The 26,402-nt window shown below is 40.3% G+C and carries 25 protein-coding genes; 13 read left to right on the top strand and 12 right to left on the bottom strand.

The annotated features are described in order from the left end of the window. Window positions 1-17: 17 nt before the first annotated feature. The 3 genes from PQG45_RS02810 to PQG45_RS02820 form a co-directional block, all read right to left on the bottom strand. Window positions 18-740, bottom strand: a complete 723-nt coding sequence (locus PQG45_RS02810; RefSeq protein ID WP_315576494.1) for a bacteriorhodopsin-like — start codon at window positions 738-740, stop codon at window positions 18-20. A 144-nt stretch (window positions 741-884) separates the two neighbouring features. Further along, window positions 885-1,751 carry a Brp/Blh family beta-carotene 15,15'-dioxygenase gene (locus PQG45_RS02815; protein ID WP_316070256.1) on the bottom strand — a complete coding sequence of 289 codons (867 nt, stop codon included), beginning with the start codon at window positions 1,749-1,751 and terminating at the stop codon, window positions 885-887. Further along, the gene (locus tag PQG45_RS02820) at window positions 1,748-2,878 is read right to left on the bottom strand and encodes a lycopene cyclase family protein (RefSeq protein ID WP_315576490.1); all 1,131 of its coding nucleotides are present in this window, start codon (window positions 2,876-2,878) and stop codon (window positions 1,748-1,750) included. Before PQG45_RS02820 ends, PQG45_RS02815 begins: the two co-directional genes overlap by 4 nt. Window positions 2,879-3,181: 303 nt before the next feature. Between PQG45_RS02820 and PQG45_RS02825 the strand changes: the two genes are divergently transcribed. Continuing rightward, complete coding sequence (locus PQG45_RS02825; RefSeq protein ID WP_316070257.1) at window positions 3,182-4,408, top strand: alginate export family protein; 1,227 nt, start codon at window positions 3,182-3,184, stop codon at window positions 4,406-4,408. On the opposite strand, the gene PQG45_RS02830 is transcribed toward PQG45_RS02825, so the two are convergent. Beyond that, complete coding sequence (locus PQG45_RS02830) at window positions 4,398-5,840, bottom strand: sodium:solute symporter (RefSeq protein ID WP_315576486.1); 1,443 nt, start codon at window positions 5,838-5,840, stop codon at window positions 4,398-4,400. The genes PQG45_RS02825 and PQG45_RS02830 overlap by 11 nt on opposite strands. 57 nt (window positions 5,841-5,897) lie before the next feature. Between PQG45_RS02830 and PQG45_RS02835 the strand changes: the two genes are divergently transcribed. The 5 genes from PQG45_RS02835 to PQG45_RS02855 are packed head-to-tail and all read left to right on the top strand — an operon-like array spanning window position 5,898 to window position 9,676. Beyond that, window positions 5,898-6,233, top strand: a complete 336-nt coding sequence (locus PQG45_RS02835; protein WP_315576484.1) for an ATP-dependent Clp protease adaptor ClpS — start codon at window positions 5,898-5,900, stop codon at window positions 6,231-6,233. A 3-nt stretch (window positions 6,234-6,236) separates the two neighbouring features. Next, window positions 6,237-6,845, top strand: a complete 609-nt coding sequence (gene recR, locus PQG45_RS02840) for a recombination mediator RecR (protein ID WP_315576482.1) — start codon at window positions 6,237-6,239, stop codon at window positions 6,843-6,845. 14 nt (window positions 6,846-6,859) lie between these two features. Continuing rightward, on the top strand, window positions 6,860-7,531 hold the full coding sequence (locus PQG45_RS02845) for a superoxide dismutase (protein WP_315576480.1): 672 nt from the start codon (window positions 6,860-6,862) through the stop codon (window positions 7,529-7,531). A gap of 5 nt (window positions 7,532-7,536) precedes the next feature. Beyond that, window positions 7,537-8,505: an isopenicillin N synthase family dioxygenase gene (locus tag PQG45_RS02850; RefSeq protein ID WP_316070258.1), complete on the top strand. Its 969-nt coding sequence runs from the start codon at window positions 7,537-7,539 to the stop codon at window positions 8,503-8,505. A gap of 1 nt (window position 8,506) precedes the next feature. Then, complete coding sequence (locus tag PQG45_RS02855; protein ID WP_315576476.1) at window positions 8,507-9,676, top strand: chromate transporter; 1,170 nt, start codon at window positions 8,507-8,509, stop codon at window positions 9,674-9,676. Here PQG45_RS02855 and rfbA read toward each other — a convergent pair. The 3 genes from rfbA to galE are packed head-to-tail and all read right to left on the bottom strand — an operon-like array spanning window position 9,668 to window position 12,600. Further along, window positions 9,668-10,528 (bottom strand): glucose-1-phosphate thymidylyltransferase RfbA, encoded by an 861-nt coding sequence (gene rfbA / locus PQG45_RS02860; RefSeq protein ID WP_315576752.1) that lies wholly within the window; start codon window positions 10,526-10,528, stop codon window positions 9,668-9,670. The two genes, PQG45_RS02855 and rfbA, sit on opposite strands and share 9 nt — an antisense overlap. A 1-nt stretch (window position 10,529) precedes the next feature. Beyond that, on the bottom strand, window positions 10,530-11,585 hold the full coding sequence (rfbB, locus tag PQG45_RS02865) for a dTDP-glucose 4,6-dehydratase (RefSeq protein ID WP_315576474.1): 1,056 nt from the start codon (window positions 11,583-11,585) through the stop codon (window positions 10,530-10,532). Between the two features lie 4 nt (window positions 11,586-11,589). Continuing rightward, entirely contained in the window at window positions 11,590-12,600 is a 1,011-nt protein-coding gene (galE, locus tag PQG45_RS02870; protein ID WP_315576472.1) for a UDP-glucose 4-epimerase GalE, read from the bottom strand. Window positions 12,601-12,665: 65 nt separating this feature from the next. On the opposite strand from galE, the gene PQG45_RS02875 reads away from it, so the two are divergent. Continuing rightward, on the top strand, window positions 12,666-13,568 hold the full coding sequence (locus tag PQG45_RS02875) for a transglutaminase-like domain-containing protein (protein WP_315576470.1): 903 nt from the start codon (window positions 12,666-12,668) through the stop codon (window positions 13,566-13,568). On the opposite strand, the gene PQG45_RS02880 is transcribed toward PQG45_RS02875, so the two are convergent. Then, a complete protein-coding gene (locus PQG45_RS02880) occupies window positions 13,565-14,182 on the bottom strand; it encodes a 4'-phosphopantetheinyl transferase family protein (RefSeq protein WP_315576468.1) in 618 nt (205 codons plus the stop codon). The two genes, PQG45_RS02875 and PQG45_RS02880, sit on opposite strands and share 4 nt — an antisense overlap. A gap of 52 nt (window positions 14,183-14,234) precedes the next feature. Between PQG45_RS02880 and PQG45_RS02885 the strand changes: the two genes are divergently transcribed. From PQG45_RS02885 to PQG45_RS02900, 4 genes are read left to right on the top strand one after another with little or no spacing between them, the layout of a single operon-like run. Further along, window positions 14,235-15,122 (top strand): WD40 repeat domain-containing protein, encoded by an 888-nt coding sequence (locus PQG45_RS02885; protein WP_315576466.1) that lies wholly within the window; start codon window positions 14,235-14,237, stop codon window positions 15,120-15,122. A 36-nt stretch (window positions 15,123-15,158) separates the two neighbouring features. Next, window positions 15,159-15,896: a DivIVA domain-containing protein gene (locus tag PQG45_RS02890; RefSeq protein ID WP_315576464.1), complete on the top strand. Its 738-nt coding sequence runs from the start codon at window positions 15,159-15,161 to the stop codon at window positions 15,894-15,896. 3 nt (window positions 15,897-15,899) lie between these two features. Next, window positions 15,900-16,265 carry a dihydroneopterin aldolase gene (gene folB / locus PQG45_RS02895; RefSeq protein WP_315576462.1) on the top strand — a complete coding sequence of 122 codons (366 nt, stop codon included), beginning with the start codon at window positions 15,900-15,902 and terminating at the stop codon, window positions 16,263-16,265. Between the two features lie 43 nt (window positions 16,266-16,308). Further along, window positions 16,309-17,331, top strand: a complete 1,023-nt coding sequence (locus PQG45_RS02900; RefSeq protein WP_315576460.1) for a LacI family DNA-binding transcriptional regulator — start codon at window positions 16,309-16,311, stop codon at window positions 17,329-17,331. Here PQG45_RS02900 and PQG45_RS02905 read toward each other — a convergent pair. Next, window positions 17,324-19,039 carry a metallophosphoesterase gene (locus PQG45_RS02905; RefSeq protein ID WP_315576455.1) on the bottom strand — a complete coding sequence of 572 codons (1,716 nt, stop codon included), beginning with the start codon at window positions 19,037-19,039 and terminating at the stop codon, window positions 17,324-17,326. The two genes, PQG45_RS02900 and PQG45_RS02905, sit on opposite strands and share 8 nt — an antisense overlap. Before the next feature lie 239 nt (window positions 19,040-19,278). On the opposite strand from PQG45_RS02905, the gene gyrA reads away from it, so the two are divergent. Together gyrA and PQG45_RS02915 are read left to right on the top strand one after the other, a co-directional pair. Further along, window positions 19,279-21,861: a DNA gyrase subunit A gene (gene gyrA / locus PQG45_RS02910; protein ID WP_315576453.1), complete on the top strand. Its 2,583-nt coding sequence runs from the start codon at window positions 19,279-19,281 to the stop codon at window positions 21,859-21,861. Window positions 21,862-21,912: 51 nt separating this feature from the next. Beyond that, window positions 21,913-23,346: a hypothetical protein gene (locus PQG45_RS02915; RefSeq protein WP_316070259.1), complete on the top strand. Its 1,434-nt coding sequence runs from the start codon at window positions 21,913-21,915 to the stop codon at window positions 23,344-23,346. A gap of 462 nt (window positions 23,347-23,808) precedes the next feature. On the opposite strand, the gene PQG45_RS02920 is transcribed toward PQG45_RS02915, so the two are convergent. Genes PQG45_RS02920 through PQG45_RS02930 form a run of 3 tightly spaced genes read right to left on the bottom strand, consistent with a single transcriptional unit; the run spans window position 23,809 to window position 26,329 of the window. Then, window positions 23,809-25,179: a HAMP domain-containing sensor histidine kinase gene (locus PQG45_RS02920; protein ID WP_316070260.1), complete on the bottom strand. Its 1,371-nt coding sequence runs from the start codon at window positions 25,177-25,179 to the stop codon at window positions 23,809-23,811. Between the two features lies 1 nt (window position 25,180). After that, window positions 25,181-25,858 (bottom strand): response regulator transcription factor, encoded by a 678-nt coding sequence (locus tag PQG45_RS02925; protein WP_315576750.1) that lies wholly within the window; start codon window positions 25,856-25,858, stop codon window positions 25,181-25,183. Window positions 25,859-25,861: 3 nt separating this feature from the next. Next, the gene (locus tag PQG45_RS02930; RefSeq protein ID WP_315576447.1) at window positions 25,862-26,329 is read right to left on the bottom strand and encodes a nucleoside triphosphate pyrophosphohydrolase family protein; all 468 of its coding nucleotides are present in this window, start codon (window positions 26,327-26,329) and stop codon (window positions 25,862-25,864) included. Between the last annotated feature and the right edge of the window lie 73 nt (window positions 26,330-26,402).

Raw genomic sequence — 26,402 nt, forward strand, 5'->3', positions numbered from 1 at the left:
AAATACATCATTTGTTATTATGCTTTCGCAGCCGAAGCTCCTTTTGCAATGCTGTAAACAACTAAACCAAAACCGATCTTGTTGATTGCATCCGCAATGTTGTAAGCTAAGTCAATGTTACCTGACATACCGCTTAACAAGTTGCCTGGCAACATCATGTAACCGATTGGATAGATTGCCCAACCTACTAATGTGAACCAACGCATTACTTTGTATCCTGATTTTACGTGTTCGTTATCAGAAGCAGCAGCTAATTTAGATGCCTCACCTGCGTAGATTTCGTAAATGATCACAGCCCAACCTAATGTTGAGATGATTCCCCACATCACGTTTTGCTCAGGTACAACCGCCTCACCAATGTAACCTGCAACTAACATCACGACCGATCCAAAGATCAAACGAGAAAGCATGCCTGTTTTTGCACCTGCTGGCTTTAAGATTAAGAAATACTCAATACACATCAATGGAACCGTTAATGTCCAGTCGATGTAACGAAATTGAGTTGGAGACTCATGCGTATCTAACCAAACGCCACGCATGTAGAAATAATGTACTGCAGCAATAAAAGTGATTAATGCGGAAATCAACAAAGATGTTTTCCACTTGTCATTTACTGTACCTCTCTCAACAATGAAGAAGATGGATGCAGCTAGCATTGACATATACCCTGTGAAAAAGGTAAATCCAATGTAATCTCCGGCAGCTAACGTACCGTTTAATAAAATGTTTAATGTTTCCATAATAGAAAATGTTTAAAGTGATAAAGAAAATAGGTAATTGAAATGTGTGTTTTGTGGTAATAAATGTAAAACTCTGAAAATCAGGCAATTGTTTTGATTTGAATTAAAAAAATTTAAAAAAAAATTAAAATTATACAAAAAAGCCTATTCGGGCTTTTTGATGGTGATTTGGTGCATTAAAATAAAATGAGGCATTGTCAGGATTGATAAAAATATAAACGCATGGGCTAGCCATTTTTCTTCGCTTACAAATCCAACGTATATAGTACCCATAACCAATGCAAGGCACGTAAACGGAATGAGTCTTTTATAGAGTGTCGTAAGATTTATTTCAAGTGAAGTGGACAAAACCTTCAAGCTGTAAACTGCGTGGCAACCCGCAAAATAGCATATGAATGCAGGTAAAATAGGTAAATACGTGCCTATTAATAAGGTAATGGCCGTATGAATAAAATAGGTTTTATGATCTTTTTGATATCCTACTAGTATACAAAGGATGTAAAAACTCACAGGCAATGCATCGAATGAAATAACAACACCTAAATCGAAATTTTGTAGGATTCTTGAAACTTCCTGCGCGTGTTGTGACAAAATAAACCCTAAAATACCCGTGCCTAAGATCATAGAACGAACTAATGATAAATAATATTGAATACGGGATAAATGCAGATTTTGCTTACCACTCGTTTCCAAATCGCCAAAATGAAAGACAGAAATCGCTATGAATATTAGAAAGGAGAGAAGTGGAGAAACGTACCAAAGGCTCCCATAGAGCAGCATCACCAACAAATACTTTCCTAAAAATGAAAAGATCCCGAATGTTTTATTTGCCTGGGAGGCTAGTTTTTGTGCTAAAAGATGATCTGCTGCTCCATGTGGAATGCCCAATGTTGCCAATAATAATAAACAAAATCCCCACTCTACCTGCACTGGCATTGTTTTCCAAAGACTTATCACAAGCAAATAACCTAAGCTTAAGAATATCCCTGAATAACGAAATGCCATTTTCATCGCTTCATTGTGAATAAGTGTTTCAAAAATAAAGGTATTTGCATTTGGCTAAACAGCTTTAATTCCTCCCATATAGACGTTTTTTCGTCCAAAAATCGGAGGATGTTTACATATTTCATTTTGCTGAATAGTCGGTCCATTACCTTCGGGATAACCTGATTTTCTTCTTGAATCATGTTCAAAAGAATTGAATCATAAAACGTGTAGCGCGCTTTTGGGATTCCCTTTTGTTGGTTTACCCTATCTTTTGCATCTTGATGCATGCGGGTAAATGCATATCCCGTAGAAGGTTTTACTCGTCCAGCTGCGGTTCCAATAGGGAATATTGGGTCATTTTTTGGCTGATTGGGCATTTGAACCATGGGTATGGTACCTCGCTCTTCCCCAACAATTTGGAAGGTTTTGCCTTCGTAATTTTCTTGTATGTACTTTTTCCAAAGCATTTCGAATGCCTGTTCATCATACCCCTCAGTACTAAATACCGTTGTTTCAATAAGGGCCTTGCGAGGTGAAAAAGGTAGTATGTAATGAAAAACAGTAAATGCTGGATTAGATTGTTTTATGCTAAAGTCCATGAGGGTTACTGCCTGACTATCTAATACATCTGAGTCGAATTCAACAAATTTTCCCCAGAAATGTTGATATACACGTGGTTTCACTGATTTTGTTATCGCAGGAATTCGGGAATCGGCGACCTTTTGGGTAACGAACAGCTCTCCATTGGTAAGTTCTATTTGTGTTTGCGTATCGTCAGTGTTTAAATCTTTTACCCAACCCGTCACCCAAGTGATTTGGGAGTGATCGGGGATGTAGGTGCCAAAAAAATACTCGAAAAACCTTTCAGAAGGGATGTAGTGATATTGATGTGATCCGATTTCCTCAGTTCTAGAAACGCTTAATGAACTGCGATATCGTATTTTAGACCATGATTTTTCAATCAGAAAGGGGAAGGATGTTTGATCTTCCGTAGACCAAAAGCACCAACTTTTTTTTGAACGATCACCGGAATCAATGAGTAAAACCTTTTTATCAATATTTTCAGCTTTTTGGAGGTATTCATATAGAAGCTGAAGTCCCGAAGCGCCGGCACCAACAATAGCAAGATCATATACTGTTACCGCCTTCAATAGAAATATTTTTATAAATTATTGTAACTAAACAATGTGTTTGATGGATTGTTTTGATTTTCAGTCAGTTAATTCGAAAAGGATGCTTGACTAGCAGGACACGCCCTTTTTATTTTCATTCAATACTCGGTAACTTTACTTGCACATTAGTCTTTTTAATTTTTGTTGAAAAAATTTCTATTCGCTTTCTTGCTACTATTGTTTTGTTTTTCCCTAAGGGCCCAACAAATCAGTCGGTTACGATATGAAGACGATTTTTCTTATTTGAAATCGGATACTACTTCAAAATCTTGGGATGAAAAATTGAAATATTTACCCATACTAGGACAATCAACCCTATCAATTGGGGGAGAAATGAGGGAACATTATCAAAATTATACACATGTCAATTTTGGACAGATACCCGCTTCCTATTTAACTGAGAATCCACATCAATGGCTACATAGGTTATTAATTCACGGTGATTTACAAGTGCATCCCAAATTGCGTTTATTCGCGCAAATCAATAATACTGTCCGATTTTGGAACCCGAATCCAATCACGTCCCAAGTGGATCAGAATACCTTCAGTTTTCATCAATGGTTTGCTGATTTGAAGTTGAAAGATCAGTTGGTGTTACGTGTAGGCCGACAAGAATTGCTGTTTGGTCAAGAACGTTTTATTGCCTCTCGGGAGGGGCCTAATAATCGGCAAAGTTTTGTGGGGGCTCACATGATCCACAAACAAAAGAACATGCGAACGGATTTGTTTTATACACATCCGGTTAAATTAAATTTGGGGGCTTTTGACGATGTGAAAACAACCGAGAAGTTGGCAGGTCTACATGTTAAATACGATCGAATCCTGGAACAACTTAACCTAGATGCTTATTATTACTATTTCGAGTCAAAAGCGCGCGAATATTATTCTTCTGTGGGTGCTGAAAACAGGCACACCTTTGGCCTACATGCTTATTCCAATCCGCAGCGTTTTAATTATGATTTCGAGTTTTCAAAACAGTTGGGTCGTTTTAAATCCTTGGATATCCAAGCCTTCATGGCCGTATGGGATTTGAATGTTGCGGTTAAACCCCATCGATACATTGGTTTTAGTGGAAATTATGTTCCCGGAGATCGATCTACGAAGGATGGACAATTGAATACATTTAATACTTTGTTCGCGCGTCCTCCTTTTGGACAGACGGTCGCACTGAATATTTCCAATACCTTAAATCTAAGTCCTTATATCCGTTATCAAAAGGGCACTCAATGGCTCGTGACTGCGCGTGCCTCTTTCGTGCAACGCACAAGTACGAATGATGGTTTGTATACGCCCAATATGACGCAATTACGCCCCTTTGACCCACAGAAAATGACATCGAATGCATTGAAGGTATGCGATATCTATGCCCTCGATGTCAACTATGTTCCCACGAAACATTACTTTTTCCAGGCTGAGATTGGTTATTGCCAAGCGGGTAGTTATTTGAAAAATACCGGTGCTGGAGAAAATGTAATCTATTTCGCCATTCGCAATGCGATTAAATTTTAGTTTTTTCGCGAATACTCCACAACAATAGGTAGCAAATCGCTCCGTTCAGAATCAGTTTGGCAAATCCAAATCCGCCAAATAAGGCCTGCGATTGAGTTTCTAGTATAAATGTGATGATGGGGGAGGCTACGCAAACAAATGGCACATATTTGTCTTTGATGGCTGTTTTGGTGAATAAACCAAAGGCGAAGAGGCCCAACAAGGGGCCATAGGTATAGCCCGCTAAATTGAATACAGCTCCAATCAATTCCTGGTTGTTAAACACGTGAAACAAACCAATCACGATGAAAAATAGGACGGAAAACCCAATGTGAACGCGGTGTTTGATTTTTTCTCTTTTGGCCTCCTGAAACTTTTCAATCCGCAAGAAATCGATGCAAAATGAAGTCGTCAAGGCTGTTAGCGCTGAATCGGAACTTGCATAAGATGCTGCGATAATCCCCAATAAGAAGGTCACTGCTGCTAAGGTTCCAAAGTTGCCTCCTAAGGCTAATAATGGATATAATTCATCCGTTTTGGCAGGTATCACAATTTGATTGGCTTGTGCATAAATATATAAAAGTGCACCTAAAGCTAAGAAGAGCAAGTTGATGAACAATAACACCCAGTAAAACCAGAACATGTTTTTCTGTGCCTCACCGATGGATTTACAGGTTAAATTCTTCTGCATTAAGTCTTGATCTAATCCCGTCATCACGATGGCGATAAACACGCCAGCCAAGAAGTCTTTGCCAAAGAAATGTGGATTCTTCCAATCCCATTCAAACATGTGGGAATAAGGGCTCTTTTGGATGGTTTCAATCATTTCCCCGATACCCATGTGCATTTGTTGGCCTACCAAAACAATCGTAATGAACAAGGCAACCAATAAGAATAAGGTCTGCAAGGTATCTGTCCAAATAATCGTTTTCACGCCTCCGCGGTGTGTGTACAACCAGATAAGCGCAATCGATATGAATACCGTTAAGACAAAAGGAACGCCGATGGGTTCGAAAATGGCGATTTGAAGTACATTAACGGCTAAATACAAGCGTGCTGCGGATCCAATCGTTCGAGATAATAAGAAAAATGCCGATCCTGTTTTATAGGCCCAGAAACCGAAACGTTTCTCTAGGTAGCCATAAATGGATATCAGGTTCAGTCGGTAGTAAAGTGGCATCAAGACCAAGGCAATCGTTAAATAACCCAAGGAATGGCCTAAAATGACCTGATAATAAGTGAAATAGGTTTTACCTACCGCACCTGGAACCGAAATAAAGGTTAAACCTGAAATGGAAGTTCCAATCATTCCAAACGCTACTAGCCACCAAGGCGATTGTCGATTGGCTGTGAAAAAGTCGTTGGTATCCGCTCCCCGCGAAGTGATGTAAGAGATGACAAGTAGAAGTCCAAAATAGATGGCTAGAATTCCACCGGCTAATTGTACAGACATAGAGGTTTAACGGATTTTTAGTAGATTTGTAAGAGGTGAATTAATTCTTTCAAAAATATGGATTTCTCCCAAGATATTGATTTGATAAACGGTTTTTCTTTTGCGGAACAAGCTCAAGAACAAACGGATGTTGAGGTCTTGTTGGAAGAATCTACCTCGTTTGGTCACCAATTAGTAGTCTACAATGACGAGGTTAATTCCTTTGAATATGTGATTATTACCTTGATCGAAGTGTGTGAACACACCGCCGAGCAAGCAGAACAATGTACCTTAATGATTCATTTTAGAGGTAAATGCGGTGTTAAGTCGGGCCTTTATGAGGATTTATTAAGCATGCGCAATGAAATTTGCCGACGAGGCATTTCGGCTGAAATTGAATCTGTTGATATTTAACCTATGATGCATACGTACCCTTCTCGGATTATCGAACAGGCGGTGGAAGAAATTTCCAAATTGCCGGGTATTGGGAAGAAATCTGCTTTACGTTTGGCTTTGCATTTATTGAAGCGTCCGGAAACACAATCCTTGCAATTGGCACATGCCCTTGTTCAATTGCGAACAGAAACGAAGTTTTGCCCCAAGTGTCACATGATTTCCGATGGAGATTTATGTGGAATTTGTGCAAGCACGAAGCGGGATGAAAAGATTTTATGTGTGGTAGAGGATTTGCGGGATGTGATGGCAATTGAGAATACGGGTCAATATACCGGTTTATACCATGTTTTAGGAGGAATCATTTCGCCATTAGCAGGTGTGTCTCCCAGCGATTTGCACATCGATTCCTTGATTCAACGCATTGCATCAGGTGAATTTGATGAAGTAATTTTAGGCTTGAGTCCCACCATGGAAGGTGATACAACAGCCTTTTATTTGACAAAGAAATTGGCGGAATATTCGATAAAAATATCCACCATTGCACGAGGTATCCCGATTGGGGGTGATTTGGAATATACAGATGAGATTACGTTAGGTAGGAGTATCGTAGGTCGGGTGATTTACGAATAGTTAAAATATTCAATATGAAACGCAATACATTTTTACAATTGATGGGAGCCGGTGTGCTTTTGTCTAGTTTTCGTTCTGCACAAGGTCTGGAAAATGTGCCTTTTACACTTCCTGCTTTGCCTTATGCATTTGATGCTTTAGAGCCCCATATTGATAAATTGACCATGGAAATTCACCATGATCGCCATCACAAGGCTTATGTGGATAATTTAAACAAAGCTTTACCCGGAAATACTAAATCGATTGAGGAGCTTTTAGCTGCGGTATCATCTCAGCCCGTGGCTGTTCGTAATAATGGCGGTGGACACTGGAACCACAGTTTTTTCTGGCAATTATTGGCTCCAGCTACGGGAAAACAACCGAGTGCTGCATTATTGGCCCAAATTCAAAAGGATTTTGGCTCATTGGAAAATTTAAAGGCTGAATTCGGAAAGGCGGCAACGTCTCGCTTTGGTTCGGGATGGGCATGGTTGCTAGTTAAGGATGGTAAATTAGTTATTTCATCTACGCCAAATCAAGATAATCCCTTAATGGATGTAGCTGAAGTGAAAGGAAAGCCTATTTTGGCCTTGGACGTGTGGGAGCATGCCTATTACTTAAAGTATCAAAATAAACGTGCCGATTACATCAATGCGTTTTGGAATGTCGTGAACTGGGATTTTGTTTCCCAACAATTTATAAAATAGAGATTATGTTACTAGAGGAAATTCCATCATTGGATTTAGCTGATTTTCAGTCGGGCGACCCTGTTCGTAAACAAAAGTTTGTTCAAGAATTAGGTGCAGCATTCAATACGATTGGCTTTGTGGCGATTAAGGGCCATGGATTATCAGATGAATTTACCAAAGACTTGTATATGGGTGTAGAAACGTTTTTTCAATCTCCTGACGCGTTGAAGCAAGCCTACGAAATACCTGGAATTGCCGGCCAACGCGGTTATGTGGGAAAAGGAAAAGAGACTGCCAAAGGCTTTAAAGTCCCCGATTTAAAAGAGTTCTACCATGTCGGTCAGCCGCATCAGGCGGATGGAGATTCCGTTTGGGATGAATATCCTGCCAATGTTTTTCCTGCGGAATATCCGGAATTTGGGATGAATTCGGTGAAAGCATTTCAAACATTAGAGGCTGCAGGGAAGGCCTTGTTGGCTGCCATTGCGCTTTATTTAGAACTGCCTGAGGATTATTTTGAATCCCGCGTGAAAAATGGAAATTCTATTTTACGCGCCATTCATTATTTCCCAATAGCGGATCCTGATAGCTTGCCGGAGGGTGCAGTTCGTGCGGCTGCACATGGAGATATCAATTTGATTACTTTGTTGATGGGTGCATCAGCTGAAGGTTTAGAGGTATTGCGTATGGATGGGAAATGGATTCCAATTACCGCTTTACCTGACCAAGTAGTTGTGAATGTGGGTGATATGTTGGATCGTTTAACGAATCATAAATTAAAGTCGACCATTCACCGCGTGGTTAATCCACCGCGTGAGAAGATGGGAACCTCGCGTTATTCTATTCCCTTTTTCATGCATCCTCGCTCGGAGATGGATTTGACATGTTTGCCATCATGTGTTACAACGGAATATCCGAAATTATATACGGATATGTCGGCAGGAGCATTTTTGAATGAGCGATTAATCGAACTCGGATTAAAGAAAAAATAAATTGAAACAGCCGAAGCATCTGAATTTTTTATGGGATGTATTTGTCTTGGCTGCAACGTCTTTTGGAGGGCCACAGGTGCACTGGGCCCTTTTTTTAAAGCGTTTAGTTCACCAAAAGGCGTACTTGTCAGAAGAGGAGCTATTTGAAATTCAAGCACTTTGTTCCGTCTTACCAGGCCCCACGTCCACGCAAATGATCACGGCGATTGGATTGAAGCGTGGCGGGGCGAGTTTAGCCTATTTGACCCTTATCGTATGGATTACGCCAGCCGTATTCATCATGACGGCAGCGGCCTATGGGATGACTTATTTAACCAATCGAGCGGTATTACAATATGTTCTTCCTGTGGGTATTGGCTTGATTTTGCAAGCTGGCTGGACCATGGCGCAAAAGGTCATTCGAAGTCCCATGTACGTTTTGATCTTTTTGCTCACGCTTGGATTGGGCATTGCATTCTCGAGCCCTTACATTTTTCCTTTGGTGTTGGTTTTGGGCGGGAGTATCTCGTCGCTGAATTTTAAGGAATTTCCGCGTCAAAATAAGCATAGGATGATTATCCCTTGGGCTAATTTCAATTTGTATTGGGGTTTTTTATTAGGCCTAGCCATCCTTGGTCATTTGACGGATTATTATCCCATTCGGATGTTTGAAAATTTCTATCGAAATGGAAGTATCGTTTTTGGCGGCGGACAAGTATTAGCCCCTGTGCTTTATACCGAGTTTGTTGAATTTAAAGGTTTGATTCGTTCGGACGACTTTTTGACCGGTATGGCGCTTTCGCAATCGCTTCCTGGTCCAGTTTTTGCACTGACATCCTATTTAGGCGTTTTGTTGATGCGTGATTATGGCTTTTTAGGGGAGTTGACTGGTAGTGCAATCGGAGCGCTGGGTGTATTTTTACCTGGAACGTTCTTAATCTTTTTTGTGTATCGGATTTGGGGCCAACTGAAGCAATATCGCTTTATTCGAGCTTCTTTGGCGGGTATTCAGGCTTCATCTGTTGGTCTGACGATTGTCGCTGTCTATACGTTTATGTCGCCTTTAATCGTCAACGGCGATGGGGTTTCCATCGCCGTTGTATTGGGTTCTTTTCTATTGGCACAGTCAGGGAAATTCCCTGCTATTGCTTTATTCTCAGCGGCTTTGGTAGCCGGCTATTTTTTAGCGTAAAATATTCAATAAATATTGCCCATATCCGCTTTTGACTAAAGGCTTGGCTATGGTTTCTAATTGTTCTGCACTGATGTATCCCATGCGGTAAGCAACTTCCTCGATACAGCCGATTTTCATGCCTTGACGCTCCTCGATTACCTGAACGAATTGTCCAGCTTGCATCAAGGAGGCAAATGTGCCCGTATCTAACCACGCTGTACCGCGATTTAAGATACCGACGGATAATTTTCCGCGTTTTAAGTATTCTTTATTGACATCTGTAATCTCATATTCTCCACGTGGGGAAGGTGCGATGTTTTTGGCAATTTCAACTACATCATTATCGTAGAAATAGAGACCTGGAACCGCGTAGTTTGATTTAGGATTCGTTGGTTTTTCCTCGATGGAAATAACTTTATTCGACGCATCGAATTCTACAACACCATAACGTTCCGGATCATTGACTGAATAGGCGTATACCACACCACCATCTGGATCATTATTCGCTTGTAATAATTTACTTAGACCCGAACCATGGAAAATGTTGTCTCCTAATACTAAAGCTACCTTTTCCTTGCCAATGAATTTCTCGCCAATCACGAAAGCTTGCGCTAGGCCATTCGGCTCCGGCTGCACGGCATATTCGAATTTACATCCGATGCTAGAACCATCACCTAACAATTTTTCGAAATGTGGCAGGTCGTGTGGTGTCGAAATGATTAAGATTTCACGTATCCCGGAAAGCATCAAGATGGATAGGGGATAGTAAATCATGGGCTTATCATACACAGGCATTAATTGCTTGCTAACCGCCAAAGTCAATGGGTGTAAACGGGTGCCAGATCCTCCGGCTAAAATGATTCCTTTCATCTTATCTTCCTTGATACATGTTTGTGTAATACTTTTGGTAATCGCCTGATGTGACGTCATTGAGCCACTTTTCATTCGATAAATACCATTCGACCGTCTTCTCAAGACCTTCCGCGAACTGAAGGCTTGGTTTCCAGCCCAATTCGTTCATGATTTTATTGGCATCAATCGCATAGCGTAAATCGTGGCCTGCGCGATCAGTAACATACGTGATTAACTGTACGGATGATCCTGCTGCTCGACCTAATTTTTCATCCATAATCTTGCACAATAAGTGTACAAGGTCGATGTTTTTCCATTCATTGAATCCACCAATATTATAGGTATCACCAATTTTTCCATCGTGGAAAACGGTATCTATCGCTCTTGCATGGTCGATTACGAACAACCAATCCCGTACATTTTCTCCTTTCCCGTATACTGGGAGGGGTTTGTTGTTGATGATGTTGTGAATCATCAATGGGATTAATTTTTCTGGGAAGTGATTAGGGCCATAATTGTTTGAGCAATTCGTGATGACCGTAGGCAAGCCATAGGTTTCATGAAAAGCACGAACAAAGTGATCAGAAGACGCTTTAGAAGCCGAATAGGGCGATCTAGGGTCGTATGGTGTTGTCTCTAGAAAGAACTCTTCAGGGTTGTGTAATTCGCCATACACTTCATCAGTTGAAATGTGGTAGAATTTTTTACCCTCAAAATTTCCAGCCCAATGTTTTTTAGCCGCTTGTAGCAAATTAACAGTTCCGATGACATTTGTTTTAACAAAAGCCAATGGATCTGTAATCGAGCGATCTACATGTGATTCAGCCGCTAAATGTAAGACTCCATCGAATTTGTGTTCCGCAAATAATGCATCGATGTGGTCGGCATCCGTTATATCGGCTTTGATGAAATGATAGTTGGGTTTATCAGCAACATCTTCATTGTTTGCCAAATTGCCCGCGTAGGTTAATGCATCAAGGTTATAAATCTGGTAATCGGGGTATTTGTTGACGAATAAGCGTACAACATGTGAACCAATAAATCCAGCACCGCCGGTGATAACGAGTTTTTTCATATACTTATAAAATTGCTTCTTGCCACGCCCAAGCATCCTTTAACGATTCTTCTAGACTTCTAGTGGCTTTCCAATCCAATACTTTATTTGATTTTTCCGTCGATGCATAGACGGAAGTAATATCGCCTGCACGTCTTTCGCGGATTTCATAATTCACTTTTTTTCCGGTTGCATTTTCAAAGGCCTGAATTACTTGTAGAACAGAACTTCCTTCTCCAGAACCGATATTAAAATAATCGTAAAATGGAGCCTCATTTTGCTTAATTAGGTATGCCAAAGCTTTTACATGCGCTTCTGCCAAATCACAAACATGGATATAGTCTCGAATCGCCGTTCCATCTGGGGTAGGGTAGTCGGTCCCCCAAATTTGCAGTGGTCCTCGTAAACCTGCTACGGATTGTGTTAAATAGGGAATTAAATTCGCCGGCGGTCCTAAGGGTAATTCGCCTATTTTAGCGCTTTTATGTGCCCCGATGGGGTTGAAATAGCGTAAGGATATCGATTTTAATTGTTGGCTTGCGCGTGTACTTTCCTCGATGATTTCCTCACACATTTGTTTGGTATTACCATAGGGAGATAATGCTTTCAAAACCGGTGAATTTTCTGTCACGGGCAAGGTTTCTGGTTGGCCATAAACCGTACATGAAGAAGAGAAAACGAGGTTTTTGACGCCATAAGCTTGCATTTTCTCAAGTAGTAGGATGGTTGCCCCCACATTGTTACGGTAATATTTCAAGGGGTTTTCAACCGATTCGCCTACAGCTTTAGCAGCTGCAAAATGAATCACGCCCTCGATTTTATACTGGGTAAATACTTGGTCAAGAATCGCTGAGTCATTCATGTCGCCACGAACAATTTCAACGGGTGATTTCGTGATATCGGCTAATTGACCAATTACAGATTCGCTTGAATTCGAGAAATTGTCAACAATAATCGGGGTATAGCCATGCGCTAATAGAGCAACATAGGTATGTGATCCGATAAATCCAGCGCCTCCCGTTATTAAAATATTCATATTTAGCCTGTTCACTTGAATGCAATCACAAATTTAGTCCCATTTTTCAGCTAAAAAAAGTGAATATGGGAATAATGTTGGCTGCGTTTGGCACACGCAATAAATTGCCTATTTTTGCACATCAAAACGCAGTTATGGAAGAACCAGCAATTAAAGCAATGATTCAATTATTAGACGATTCCGATCAGGAAGTTGTTGAGATGGTTGAAGCAAAAATGCGTTCCTTAGGTCCTCAAATCATCCCGATTTTAGAAAATGAATGGGAGAATTTGAGTCTTAATCCGTTGGTTCAGAGTAAGTTGGAGAACATGATTCATGATTTCCAACTCGATTCCACGAAACAACGCTTGCTCGAATGGAAGGAGCGTGGAAGCATGGATTTATTAGAAGGGATGTGGATCGTTGCTACATACCGTTTTCCAGAGTACTCGTTGGCGCAATTGAAAGCCGACATGGATCAATTGTATTTTGAGGTTTGGCCACAGATTCGCGAGAATTTACATCCGATGGACCAATTGAAGATTATTAACGGTGTGTTGTTTGATCAATTGAAATTCGGTGCAAATACGAAGAATTTCCATGCGGCCAATAATTCCTTTCTAAACGTCGTCTTAGAGACAAAAAAGGGTAATCCGATTAGCTTGTGTGTAATTTATATGTGGATTGCGCAAAAATTAGGTCTTCCAGTTTATGGCGTTAATTTGCCAAATTTATTTGTGTTGACTTATAAGAAGGATGAGGTGCAATGTTACATCAATGTCTTTAATAAAGGGTTAATATTCAATAAGGTTGATATTGATAATTATTTAGCTCAATTGAATTTAACGCCCAATGAGGTGTATTATCAACCTTGTACGAATTTGGAAATTATTCGTCGGGTCTTGCGTAATCTCATCATGGCTTATGAAAAAGCGGGCGATGATTCGCATAAAGATGAACTAACGGATATGATCGAATCCTTGGATTAGTGATTCACGAGGGTGATGACAAATTCATCAAATTGTTCAAAGGCTATTGGGAAAGGCTCTTCGCTATTTACCTGTCCATAGAATTGTTCATCGATAAAATTCAATGCTATTTCTTGTTGGAAGGATAAACCCGGTTTTTTCCAGGCCTTGTAAATGGATTCTTTGGCCGACCACGCTAGGGTTAATTTGAGCGAATCCGCCTGCCAATTTGCTAATTCGGTTGGATTGAGAAAGCGAGGAGCGATTTTATTAACATTTCGGTCTTTCTTTTCAATGTCAATTCCTGTCATGGGTTTTTTGCTTATGCATGCAACTGCAAAAGGGTAGGAGTGGCTAATTGAAATGTGCCAAAGTGGGTGATTTAAATAAGGCCTTTGGCGATAATCTTGTTGGAGCTCCAACGATTCTAAACCCAAAGATTTCATTAATTCCCACAAACAATAGCGTGCGGCGACAGATTCCAGGTATTTGTTTGCCTGTATTTGCTTTTGTATGGGTGGCATTGACCAAGAATCCGGGAAAATTTGAAAGAATTCAGCCGTTTCATCAATTCTCCAAAGCTTGATATGAACATCAAGGTTAGGATTTGAAAGCTGTGATGAAATTTCGGGCATAAGGGTTGAATTCCTGGTAAAATTACCAATTTTGTAATTATAATTATTGTCAATGTTGAAAATAGAGCGGATAGATACATTTGGTGGGCATCGGGGGGCAGTATATGCGCTTTCGAAAGGCCCAACTTCGCATTCGTTTTTCTCAGCAGGTTCAGATGGCTGGGTAGTTCAGTGGAATTTACAGAAACCGGATCTAGGTCAAGTTGTTGCGCAAATTACGGGTTCGATTTATGCGATGGTTTTCGATGAAAACACAGGGATTTTATGGGTTGGGCAAAATTTCGAAGGCGTTCATGGCATATTAGTTGCTGATCAGACGCGTGTTTTTTCCATTCAATTACCTCAGTTGGCGATATATTCCATGGCTATCATGGATGGTCATGTCTGGGTTGGCCATCAAGATGGCTTAATAACGGTGATCGACCAACATGCACAAGCAGTTAAAAAGCGCATCAAATCTGGTGAGGCCAATATTCGATGTTTTTGCCAGCTTCCAAACGAAGAAATGGCGATCGGGTCGAGTGATGGATATATTCGAATTTTTAAAGCTGACTTTTCACTTCAAAAAGCATGGTTGGCACATTCAAACAGTGTATTTTCAATTGTCTATCAATCGGAAAGTATGATTAGTGTCGGTCGAGATGCACACATCCGAAAATGGAATTTGGATGGGGAATCATTAGCGGAAGGGGTGCCAGCACACATTTATTCGATTAACACGGTTGTTGTCAGTCCTGATGGTCAATATTTGGCCACGGGAAGTATGGATAAGACGATAAAAATTTGGGATCTGGCAAGTTTGAAATTGTTAAAGGTATTGGATTTTGCGCGTTATGGTGGGCACAAGAATTCGATTAATCGATTGATTTGGAGTACTTATCAGGACTTATTGGTTTCAGGTTCGGACGATAAAAATATTTCAGTTTGGAAAATCGATTAACAATTTTTTATAATTTTAACCTAAATGCTTTTTCATATGCAAATTCCAGAGGTATCCTTTTCGAAAAGTTTTAGAGGTTTTGATGTTCAAGAGGTGAGCGATTATGTACAATCGGTTGCGCTTTTTGAGGAAGAGATGCATCGCCAACAAGCCGTGTTGGTGGAAAAGGTACAAACCTTGGAGCAAGAGGTGAATCGTTTGCGGGAAGTCGAGACTTCGTTGTTTCGCGCCATGAAGTTAGCTGAAGAGGCTCAAAAGAATTGGCAAGAAAAAGTTGAGAAAGAGGCTGCTAAGGTATTGGAAAGTGCTAAGAAACAGGCAGAAACGGTATTGGCCGCTGCTGAAAAGGAAGCTCAAAAAGCAAAATTATTTGTTGAAAATGAGCGTAAGCAATTAATCGGCCAAGTTGAGCAAGAGGTAAAAGAACAGACGAGGGAATTGAAGCGTTTGGAGCGTATTCAAGCGGAAATTGCAGGTCAATTGGCGAATTTCGCTCGTCAAACCTTAACAAGTGTCGAAGCCTGGTCAAAACTAGAAGTAGTTAAGGAAGTTAAGGCCGAGCCAGTAAAACCGGTAGCTAAAAAAGTTGCGCCTGCTAAAAAGGTCGTTGCTAAGGCTAAATCTGAAAAGGCTGTTAAAAAACAACCTGCGAAAAAAGGCAAATATTTAGATGTAGCGACCATTGAGGATGATGGATTACCAACTTTAAATAAGGTGTTAGAGGCGTATGCAAAGACGACGGGTCCGCGTGGAAAGGTAGGAGAAATCAATTAGCATATGCAGGAATATCAGGTTGGATTGGAAGAGGTGCGATTTTTCGCTAATCATGGATTGTTTCCCGAAGAGCGAATTTTAGGAAATTGGTTTTTGTTGACTGTGCGCGTTTCGAAACAGGTTCATGGAATACAATTTGAACAGATAGAGGAGACTTTTGATTACGGCAAAATCTATACGATTTGTCAAGAGGTCATGGCTGAGCCAGTAGATTTATTAGAAACGGTGGCACAGCGAATCGCTAATAAGCTAAAGCAATCTTTTTGCGATATCATGTCCTATGAGATCCATGTATGGAAAGAACAACCCCCTTTAGGGATGTTAGGAGGTAAGTCCTGTGTGAGCTTAAAGGAAAAAATAAGCATTTAGAATCTCAAAAAAAGCGTGTAAATTCGAAGTAAATTAATAAACTATGCGTCATCAGGTTACGATCAAAGATATTGCTAAGCAGTTGAATGTATCTGTTGCAACTGTTTCGCGTGCTTTACGTGATTTACCGGATATTCATCCAGATACCAAAAAGGCCGTGTTGGATCTGGCGGCTGAGTTGGATTACCAGCCCAATGTCTTGGCTGCAAGTTTGGTAAAAAGTAAGACAAAAACGATTGGGTTGATCGTGCCTGATTTGGGCTATTACTTTTTTTCCACTGTCGTAAAGGCAATTGAATTAGAGGCCATTAAAGCAGGTTACAGTATTTTGATTACCCAAACGCAAGAATCTTTTGAGCGAGAATTAATCAATATTCAAAATTTATCTCGAAGTCAAGTTGAAGGGATCATCATCTCCCTATCTCGTGAAACGGTCAATTTAGATCATATTACCCGTTTGCAACGTCGTGGCATTCCTTTGGTTTTCTTTGATCGGGATAGCGACGAAATACATGCCTCTAAGGTCATGGTGGATAATGAGCAATCTGCCTATGAGGCGGTCAAGCATCTATTGGAAAATGGTTGTAAACGCATTGCGTTTTTGGCCGGTCCTAAGAGTGTTTCTGTTAGTAATCAACGTAGATTGGGCTATTTAAGAGCATTGCAAGAAGCTTGTATTCAGGAAGACGATTCGTTGATTATCCATTCGGATTATTTTCAAGATACGGCGACCTCACAAACGCACCAATTAATGGAAAGCGCAAATCCACCAGACGGAATTCTGGTTGTTTCTGATCGCTTAGCTTTAGGTGTATTGGTAGCTTTGCGTGAATTGAAGATTTCAGTGCCAGATCAGGTTAAAATGGTTAGTTTTAATAATGAACCGATCTGTTCGGTTGTTTCGCCTACGATTTCTTCGGTGGCGCAGCCCTTGGAAGAAATAGGTAAGTTGGCCATGAAGCTCATTTTGGATCAAATTGAAGGGCGCGCAGACGGTGCTGAGCCCGTTATCGAAGTCTTGAAAACGAATTTGGTCGTTCGCGAATCTTCTGTCAATCCTATTTAATAATTTTCAACACTTTTTCTTGTTGCTGATAAACAACCCGGAAGATATATCCTCCTGGTTGTAGTACACTCAATAATTCAGCATTGACTTGGCCAGCCTGGTTGAATTCTTTTATTAATTGACCCTGTAAATTGAATATAGTCAATTGGTCAAATGGTATTTCACGAGATTCTTGTGTACCAAGCGGCGAATTCACAGTTACATTGAATTTCTCAACCAAGCATTTTTGTGGATCACTTACTTGATAAGCGCTTGAAGTTGTTGGATTCACAGTAATGGTACTGCTGGTTTGATTCGTTGACCAATTGTACTGTCCTAACCATGAAGCTACTAAATCGGCGGTTTTGCCGTAATCGATCGTCAGATTGGTGTTTGGTTTGAGATTCAGATTTTTAAAAATGGTGAATTTATCTAATACGTCGCCATTCGTATCGAGGAATTTAGCATCGAATCGATTGTTTTCGATTTCAACATAAAAGGATCCATTGACACTTGCATTGGAGTAATACATGGCCTTATGCGGGAAGTCGCTCAACGGTTTTTTCGTTCCGCCACCTACACCATTAACGACATAAATGGTTCCATTTTGATTTGTGTTATCAAAAAGGTATGGGCATGAATTTTCCTCTCCATTGTACTTGCCTGATGAACTAGCTGGGTTGTGTAACTTCGGGTCGAAGGTATCTGAGGTGCCTGTGTGTCCTAATAATGGCTTGCTTCGTTCATATACATGACTATGTCCTGTAAGCACTAAATCGACCTTGTATTTGTCGAAAATGGGCACTAATAAATTGCGCAGGTTCACTAGAGGAATGTTGTATCGATTGTTGTAGGTGGCATCCGGATTTTTGGCGTCTGAATCATAACTACCTTTCGTATAGGGAGGGTAGTGGAAAAATACAATCGTCCAATCCTGTTTGTTTGCTTCTAAATCCTTTTTAAGCCAAGTTGATTGTTCACTTGGACCATCGAATAGTCTTTGGTTGTCTTTTCCCCAGGCATAGGAATCGAGGCAAATAAAGTGCACGTTTCCATAATCAAAGGAATAATAAGCCTCTGAGTTCGATGGAATCCCATTCATTTCACCTTTCGTTGGTAACGTGAAGTTTTGAAAATAGGGGATCATGGGGTCGTCCTGTTTTTGGGAGGTATTATCATAATCATGATTACCAACAGAAGGAAACATGCCGCTTTGTTTTAGGATGGGGCCATTTTGGTAAACTTGAAAAAAGTTTGTTTGGAAATCGATGTCTGAGGCACCCATATATACGTTATCGCCAACGGTAATATAGAGGTTGGTGTATTTGTTACCAATATACTTTTTAAAGCCTTCGTAGGAATCTAATTGTTGTTGGCCAGGAAACATATCTCCTGTACTCCAAAAACTAATTTTTGATTTGGATCCTTTGGTTGGAGCTGTTTGGAAAAAATAGGTGGAGTCTCCGAGGGTTTGAGTAGGAGTGACGATCTTGTAGTAATAACGGGTATTGCTAGTCAGTGAGTCAATGGAGATCTCATGCTCTTTCGTGGAAATGGTTTGCTTGATGGTCCGATTAAGTGAGCTTGGGGATTTGCCAATCAAGATATTCGGTTTGCTATCCACGTCTGTGCGAAAACGAAGCTGCGTTGAATTTGTTGATAGCAGCTGCAAATAGGGGCCTCGCGTGATATTTTGTGCTTTTAGGTCTTGCAATAGCAAGCACAGCATGCAGGTTAAAATGCCTAGAAAGATAAGGTTAAATGTATTTTTCAAAGTCTCCTAATTTGTTCGTTTTTCAAAGGTAAATATAGCGTTCGATAAATGATTTATTTTCTCCAGATTTACTGAATTTTTTCTTGGAAAAATAGGGAGAATTAAGGATATTTGTAACTATTGAAAAACCGCTTTGTTTTTTCGAAAAGAGAAATTTTAGCGGGCGGTTTGTTCAACGAATCAAATCATTATTTATGTCATTACACACGAATATTATCCCAATCAACATCGAAGATGAAATGAGAGGGGCGTACATTGATTATTCAATGTCGGTCATTGTATCTCGTGCCTTGCCAGATGTGCGTGACGGTTTAAAGCCGGTGCATCGTAGGGTACTTTACGGGATGGAGGAGTTAGGAGTTAGTTACAATAAATCGTACAAAAAATCGGCACGTATCGTCGGGGAGGTACTTGGTAAGTATCACCCACATGGTGACTCATCTGTTTATGATACGATGGTTCGTATGGCCCAAGATTGGTCTTTGCGTTATCCATTGGTTGATGGACAAGGTAACTTTGGTTCGGTCGATGGTGATTCGCCGGCAGCCATGCGTTATACGGAGGCACGTTTGAAGCGTATTGCGGATGAGATGCTTTCGGATTTGAACAAGGAGACGGTTGATTTTCAGCCCAACTTTGATGATTCCTTGGATGAGCCGACGGTATTGCCTGCGAAGATTCCCAATCTATTATTGAATGGTACTTCGGGTATTGCGGTAGGTATGGCGACCAATATGGCGCCACATAACTTGACAGAAGTAGTAGATGGTATTGCGGCATACATTGATAATCGAGATATCACGATTACAGAATTGATGCAATACATCAAGGCACCGGATTTCCCTACGGGAGGAACTATTTACGGTGTTCAGGGTATTAAAAATGCATTTGAGACGGGTAGAGGACGTATTGTTGTGCGTGGAAATGCAACATTTGATACGAATAAGAATGGAAAAGAGCAGATTATCGTGTCGGAGATTCCGTACATGGTTAATAAAGCATCCTTAATCAAGCAATGTGCTGATTTGGTGAACGATAAGCGTATCGAAGGTATTTCAGAGATTCGTGATGAGTCGGATCGTCAAGGTATGCGTATTGTGTTCGATTTGAAGCGTGATGCGGTTGCGAATGTCGTATTGAACAACTTGTATAAGCATTCGGCTTTACAATCTTCATTCAGTGTGAACAATGTGGCTTTGGTAAAAGGTCGCCCGATGATGTTGAATCTAAAAGATTTGATACATCATTTTGTTGAGCACCGTAACGAGGTAATTGTTCGTCGGACGAAATTTGATTTACGTGAAGCACGTAAGCGTGCGCACATATTGGAAGGCTTTATTATTGCATTGGATAATCTAGATGCGGTAATTAAGTTGATCCGTGAATCAAAAGACCCGAATGCAGCACAGGAGGGATTAATGAGTAAATTCAATTTATCTGAGATTCAAGCGAAGGCCATTTTGGAGATGCGTTTACAGCGTCTTACCGGCATGGAGCGTGAGAAGATCATGAATGAATTTGCGGAAATCATGAAATTGATTGATGATTTGGAAGACATTTTGGCGAAGCCAGAGCGTCAATTGCAGATCATTAAGGATGAATTGACGGAAATGAAGCAGCGTTATGGCGATGAGCGTCGTACGCAGATCAACATGACGGATGAAGAATTCTCGGTAGAGGATATGATTGCGGATGATGAAATGTTGATTACGGTTTCTGCGCAAGGATATATCAAGCGTACGCCGATTACAGAATATCGTGCACAGAGTAGAGGAGGAGTAGGTTCACGTGCGGTGGCAACGAAAGATGATGATTACACCGAGCATTTGTTCTCAGCGACGATGCACAACTGGTTGTTATTCTTTACGGAGCGCGGTAAGTGTTTCTGGTTACGTGTTTATGCGGTGCCAGAGGGATCGAAAAACTCGAAAGGCCGACCAATTCAAAACATGATGAATATTGAAAACGGCGATACGATTCGCGCCGTGATTAATGTGAAGTCGATTACAGATCCAGATTACATTGATAATAATTTCATTGTGATGTGTACAGAAGATGGAACGATTAAGAAGACGTCGTTAGAGGCTTATTCTCGTCCACGTCAAAACGGTATCAATGCGATTACCATTCGCGAAGGAGACCGTTTATTAGACGTCGCATTAACAAATGGTAATAATCAAATCGTTATTGCTACCAATACGGGCCGTTCGGTACGTTTTGAAGAGACACGTGTTCGTCCAATGGGCCGTACCGCTGCGGGGGTAAAAGGTATTTGGATTGATGAAAGTGTCGCGGATGAGCGTGTGATTGGTATGGTTTGTGTGTCGGATCCGGAGGTTCAACAATTATTGGTTGTGTCGGAGAAAGGCTTTGGTAAGCGTTCTGAAGTAGAAGATTATCGTTTGACAAACCGGGGTGGAAAAGGGGTTAAGGCCTTGAATATCACGGATAAGACAGGTAATTTGGTTGCGATTAAGGAAGTAAATGACAACAATGACTTGATGATCATTACGAAGGCGGGTATTTTGATCCGTACGAGTGTGGCAGAGTTACGTGTCATGGGCCGAAATACGCAAGGGGTGAAGTTGATTCGTTTGAAAAACGAGTCGGATGAAATTTCATCGGTAACCAAAATTGAGAAAGAACCTGAACCGGAAGAGGTTGAATTAGCAGAAGGAGTAGAAATCGTAGAAGGAGCTGTTCAAGAAACGGCAGCACCGGAAACAGGGGAGGAGAATTCAGCAGTAGAAGGAGTAGAGGAATCAACTGAAGAGTAATTTCATGGGCCCGTATGCGAATACGGGCTTTTTTTTAATTTAACTAAACGTATGAAAAAAGTAGTTTTAACCCTGATTACTGTGGCAATGGCTGCAGGCTCATCGTTCGCACAGGTGGACAAAGCTTTGGTCGAAGCACAAAAGAAGAGTATTTTGGAAACTGTTAAAAAGACAGATGAATCCGTAAAGAAAGCACCTACAAAGCCACGTTTATGGTTAGAGCGTGCGGTTGCTTATTTTGATTTGGCTTCATTTCCAGATTCAACGCTGGCGAATACCGATTTAGATGCATCATTTAAAGCCTTGGATTACCTGGCTGAAGCAGTGAAATTGGATACCAAAGAAGGTAAGAAAGGATCTATTGCGAAAGATGCAGAAAAGTTGTTGGATGGCCGTGAGAAGGCTTATGGTGCTTTAATGAACATGGGTGTGATTAAATACCAAGGGAAAGATTATACATCTTCTTTCCGTTATATGTCAAAAGCATCTGAAATAGCTTCGAAAGATACTGTTTCAGCGATGTATACAGGTGTGGTAGCTCAATTATGCCAAAAAGATGCGGAAGCACGTACGGCATACGAGAAATACATGAACATTGGCGGTAAGGATGTCGCGATTATTTATGGTTTGTCACAAATTTATAAAGTTGCTAAGGAAGAGGACAAAGCACTTGCTTTAATTGATAAAGGCATTGAAATTTATCCAACAAGCAAGGATTTGAAGAATGAGAAATTCAATATGTTAATTGCTTTCAATCGGATTGATCAGGCGATTTCTCAGTTGAAGGAAACTGTTTCAAAGGATCCAAAAGACGTGATGAACTTGTTTAATTTGGGTTTATTGTATGAAAATAAGACAAACACGTTAAAAGAAGAGGCAAATAAAATTGCAGATGCATCTAACAAAGTTGCTGATGCGCGTCGTAAAATTGCTTCTCACAAGGATAAGGCAGAGGTTTATATTGATGAATTGAAGCGTACGAAAGCAAAGTTAAAAACGGTTAAACCGAATCAAAAGCCTGTTATTCAGTCGCAAATCAATAAGTTAGAAGCTTCGATTGCGAAAGATAATGAAGAATTAAAGGCCTTGGAAGGGGAGAAGCTTGAGGCAGAAAAGGCAGTAGGGGATGAAGCCGCAAACAAAGCTAAAATTGCTGAATTGAATGTTAAAATTGATGCTTTGAAGCAGGAGACACCATCATTCTATGAGCGTGCATTAGCGGCTGACCCATTATATTATGATGCATTGTATCAAATGGGAGCATTTTATTTCAACGAAGGTGCAGAAATCAAGCGTGTTGTAAATGCCATGGATATGGAAACATATAAGAAAGAAGGTAAGGCTGTTGAGGAGAAATTAGCAGCGAAGTACCAACAAGCGGTTCCATTCTTTGAGCGTGCTTTGAAAGTTAAAAAAGACGAAGATTTGAAAGAAATCTTGAAACAAGTTTATCGTGAGTTGAAGATCGATAAGCAAGTGGATTAATGGTCATTAGACGTTAGACATTAGACGTTAGACCGATCAGAGCCTCAGGAATTTCCTGGGGCTTTTTTATTAGAGTGAGTTAAGAACTAAGAGTTAAGAATGAAGAGTTAAGAATGAAGAGTTAAGAATGAAGAGTTAAGAATGAAGAGTTAAGAATGAAGAGTTAAGAATGAAGAGTTAAGAATGAAGAGTTAAGAATGAAGAGTTAAGAATGTGTCAATTAGCTGCTTTTTGAGTAAATCTATACTCTATTTAACATAATATAAATTATACAACAAATTCAAGGTATTTCGAAATTAACGCTTTATGAGCTATTTGATGGTATTTTAAAACCATTGAAAATTAGACGTGAGGTATTGCGTCTCTACAATCCAACGTCCAAAGTCCAAAGTCCAACGTCTACAGTCTAACGTCCAATGTCCAATGTCTAATGTCCAATGTCTATCGTCAAACTTCCAATGTCTATTTATTAATTGGCAAATTTACCTTGAACGTCGTCCAACTGTTAATGGCTGAACTGACTGAAATTTGTCCATTGTGTAAATGAATGATTCGCTCAACCAAGGATAAACCAATGCCGTAACCTTTAGAATTTGCCGTATTTTCACCCCGAAAAAATGGTTGGAAAATGAATGGTAAATCAGCCTCAGGAATGCCTTTTCCTTCGTTTTTAATCTCTATTTCAATTTGATTTGAAACGATTGATAGACTGACTTGTGCCTGATTATTTGGGCTGAATTTGCAGGCATTTTCGATTAGGTTTTTGATGGCTGTCAACATCAATTTTTCGTCACCCTTCAACATCAGTAGCTCCTCGTCATCGGGCATGAATTGGGTATCAAAAAGTACTTTATAGGTTGAATTTAGCTTTTGAGCCAAGCTTCTTGCTTCCCAGATCACCTCATCAATTCGTATGATTTGAAATCCAGCTTGGTAGTCGGTGACGCTGATTTTATTGAGCTCCAATAAGGATTCCGTAATCGCAGCTAAATCCTGGGTGTCTTCTAATACAGATGCGATGGTTTGTTTGTAATCTGCTGTATTTCGCTCATTCAATAAACTTACTTCCAATTGAGAGGAAATTTTGGTCAATGGATTCTTTAATTCATGCGAAACATTGGCAATAAAGGTCTTTTGGAATCGAAAAGCACTTTCAATTCGTTCTAGTAGTCGGTTGATCGTGGCGACCATCTTCCCTATCTCATCCTCGGAGTCGGCGGATTCCAACCTTTGTTCTAGGCGTTTGGGAGAAAGTAAATCTACCTGTTTAATCACCTCAGAAATGGGATTAACGGCCCTTCCGGCGAAAAACCAGCCCGATATGACTACGATGAAGACAAATAAGAGAAATAAGGCAATCAGGATATTTTTTAGGTCTTTGGCATTCTCGGCTGAATATTGGTCAACTGCACCCGCAAAAACGACGATTCGACCTTCTGGCGTGACAAAAACGGTACCTAATACCTCTAAATCTTCTACACCAAAACGTACTTCCTTGCGTTTTAAGACTTCTTTTACCTTGTTGACATCTACGTGGAAGTTGATGCTGTCATTCGAGCGATAAATCCGCTCATAACACGTATCATAAGCCATGATGTTTTCACGGTACAGGATATCCCGATTCGCGCGGTCGATGATGCGTAATAATTTAGAATCTACCTGTTTCACGTTTACGAGCAATTCTGCTGCGGTGTTGGCTTTTTGACGTAGCCGACTGTAAAATTTATCTTTGTAGTTCTCTTGGGTAAACAAATAAATAATCAAATACGATACGAAAAGAATCGCAGACACCAGATAGGTAAATTGATATGTCAACCGAGAACGGATTTGCATCTTATTCCTGTCTTAAAATATAGCCCATACCAAATTGTGTATGTATGAGCTTACTTGGAAAGCCTTTATCGACTTTTTTACGCAGGTAATTCACATATACTTCGATCAAATTTGAGCTTCCTTCGTCCTCTACCTCCCAGATGTTTTCGGCGATTTCGGCTTTCGAAATAACCTTTTCTTGATTGCGTAGAAAGTATTCCATCAGTTGGAATTCTTTGGCCGTTAGATTGATTTTTTGACCGGAACGTGTGACTATTTTACTTGTTAAATCTAGTTCTAAATCGGCAAATTTAAGTACTTGTGCCTCTATCAAGGTTTGATTTGAACGTTTAATCAATGCTTTGACACGGGCCAAAAACTCTTTGAAATCAAAAGGTTTGGCTAAATAATCATCTGCACCTGCTTCAAATCCAACTAATTTATCATCGGTTGTGCTGAGTGCTGTCAACATTAAAATTGGGGTTTGAATCCCTTCGGCACGAAGCGATTTACACAATTCTAAGCCGTTCATTCCGGGAATAATGATGTCGGAAATGATCAATTGATAGGCAGTTCGTGTGGCTAATTGTTTCCCCATCAAACCATCATAGGCTACGTCAACGGTATAAAGATTCTCTTCCAAGCCTTGTTTAAGGGATTGGACCGTTTTGGGTTCGTCTTCAATTAGCAGGATTTTAATCATTTATTTAAGTAGACTTACGAGGTCCGCTGGCGAATAATTGATGGATTTTAATACTTTATTGTCCGATTTTCTATAGACCTTCCATAGGCCGTTTTCTTCCTTAATTTCAGCTTCAGTACCGTCTTTATCTTGGTAGAATTTTACGGTATATTCCGCTTCTTCCAGGCTTTGGCAGGCTTTTGACATGTTCGAACGTTGTACTTCATTGAATAGGTCAACAAAGCGCTCACCCATACCAAATTCCAATACAGCGCCGGATAATACATATTGTAAATCGCAAAGGGCATCTGCGATTTCAACTAAATCATTCGCTGCAATGGCTTCTCTCAACTCGTCTAATTCTTCGGCTAATAAGCTTACGCGCAATGCACAACGCTCAGGACTCGGAATCATTGGGTTGGGTAATATAGGTGCTCCAAACGTATTGTGGAACTCGGCAACTTGATTTAATGAATCTAATTTTTGCATAAAAACAGGTATTATGCTTAAAATTAAGCATTTAATTAGGGATTTCTATTAGGCAAATGGCTTAATGCTTAGA

Source organism: Aquirufa regiilacus, assembly GCF_032470275.1.
GTDB classification, from domain to species: Bacteria; Bacteroidota; Bacteroidia; order Cytophagales; family Spirosomataceae; genus Aquirufa; species Aquirufa regiilacus.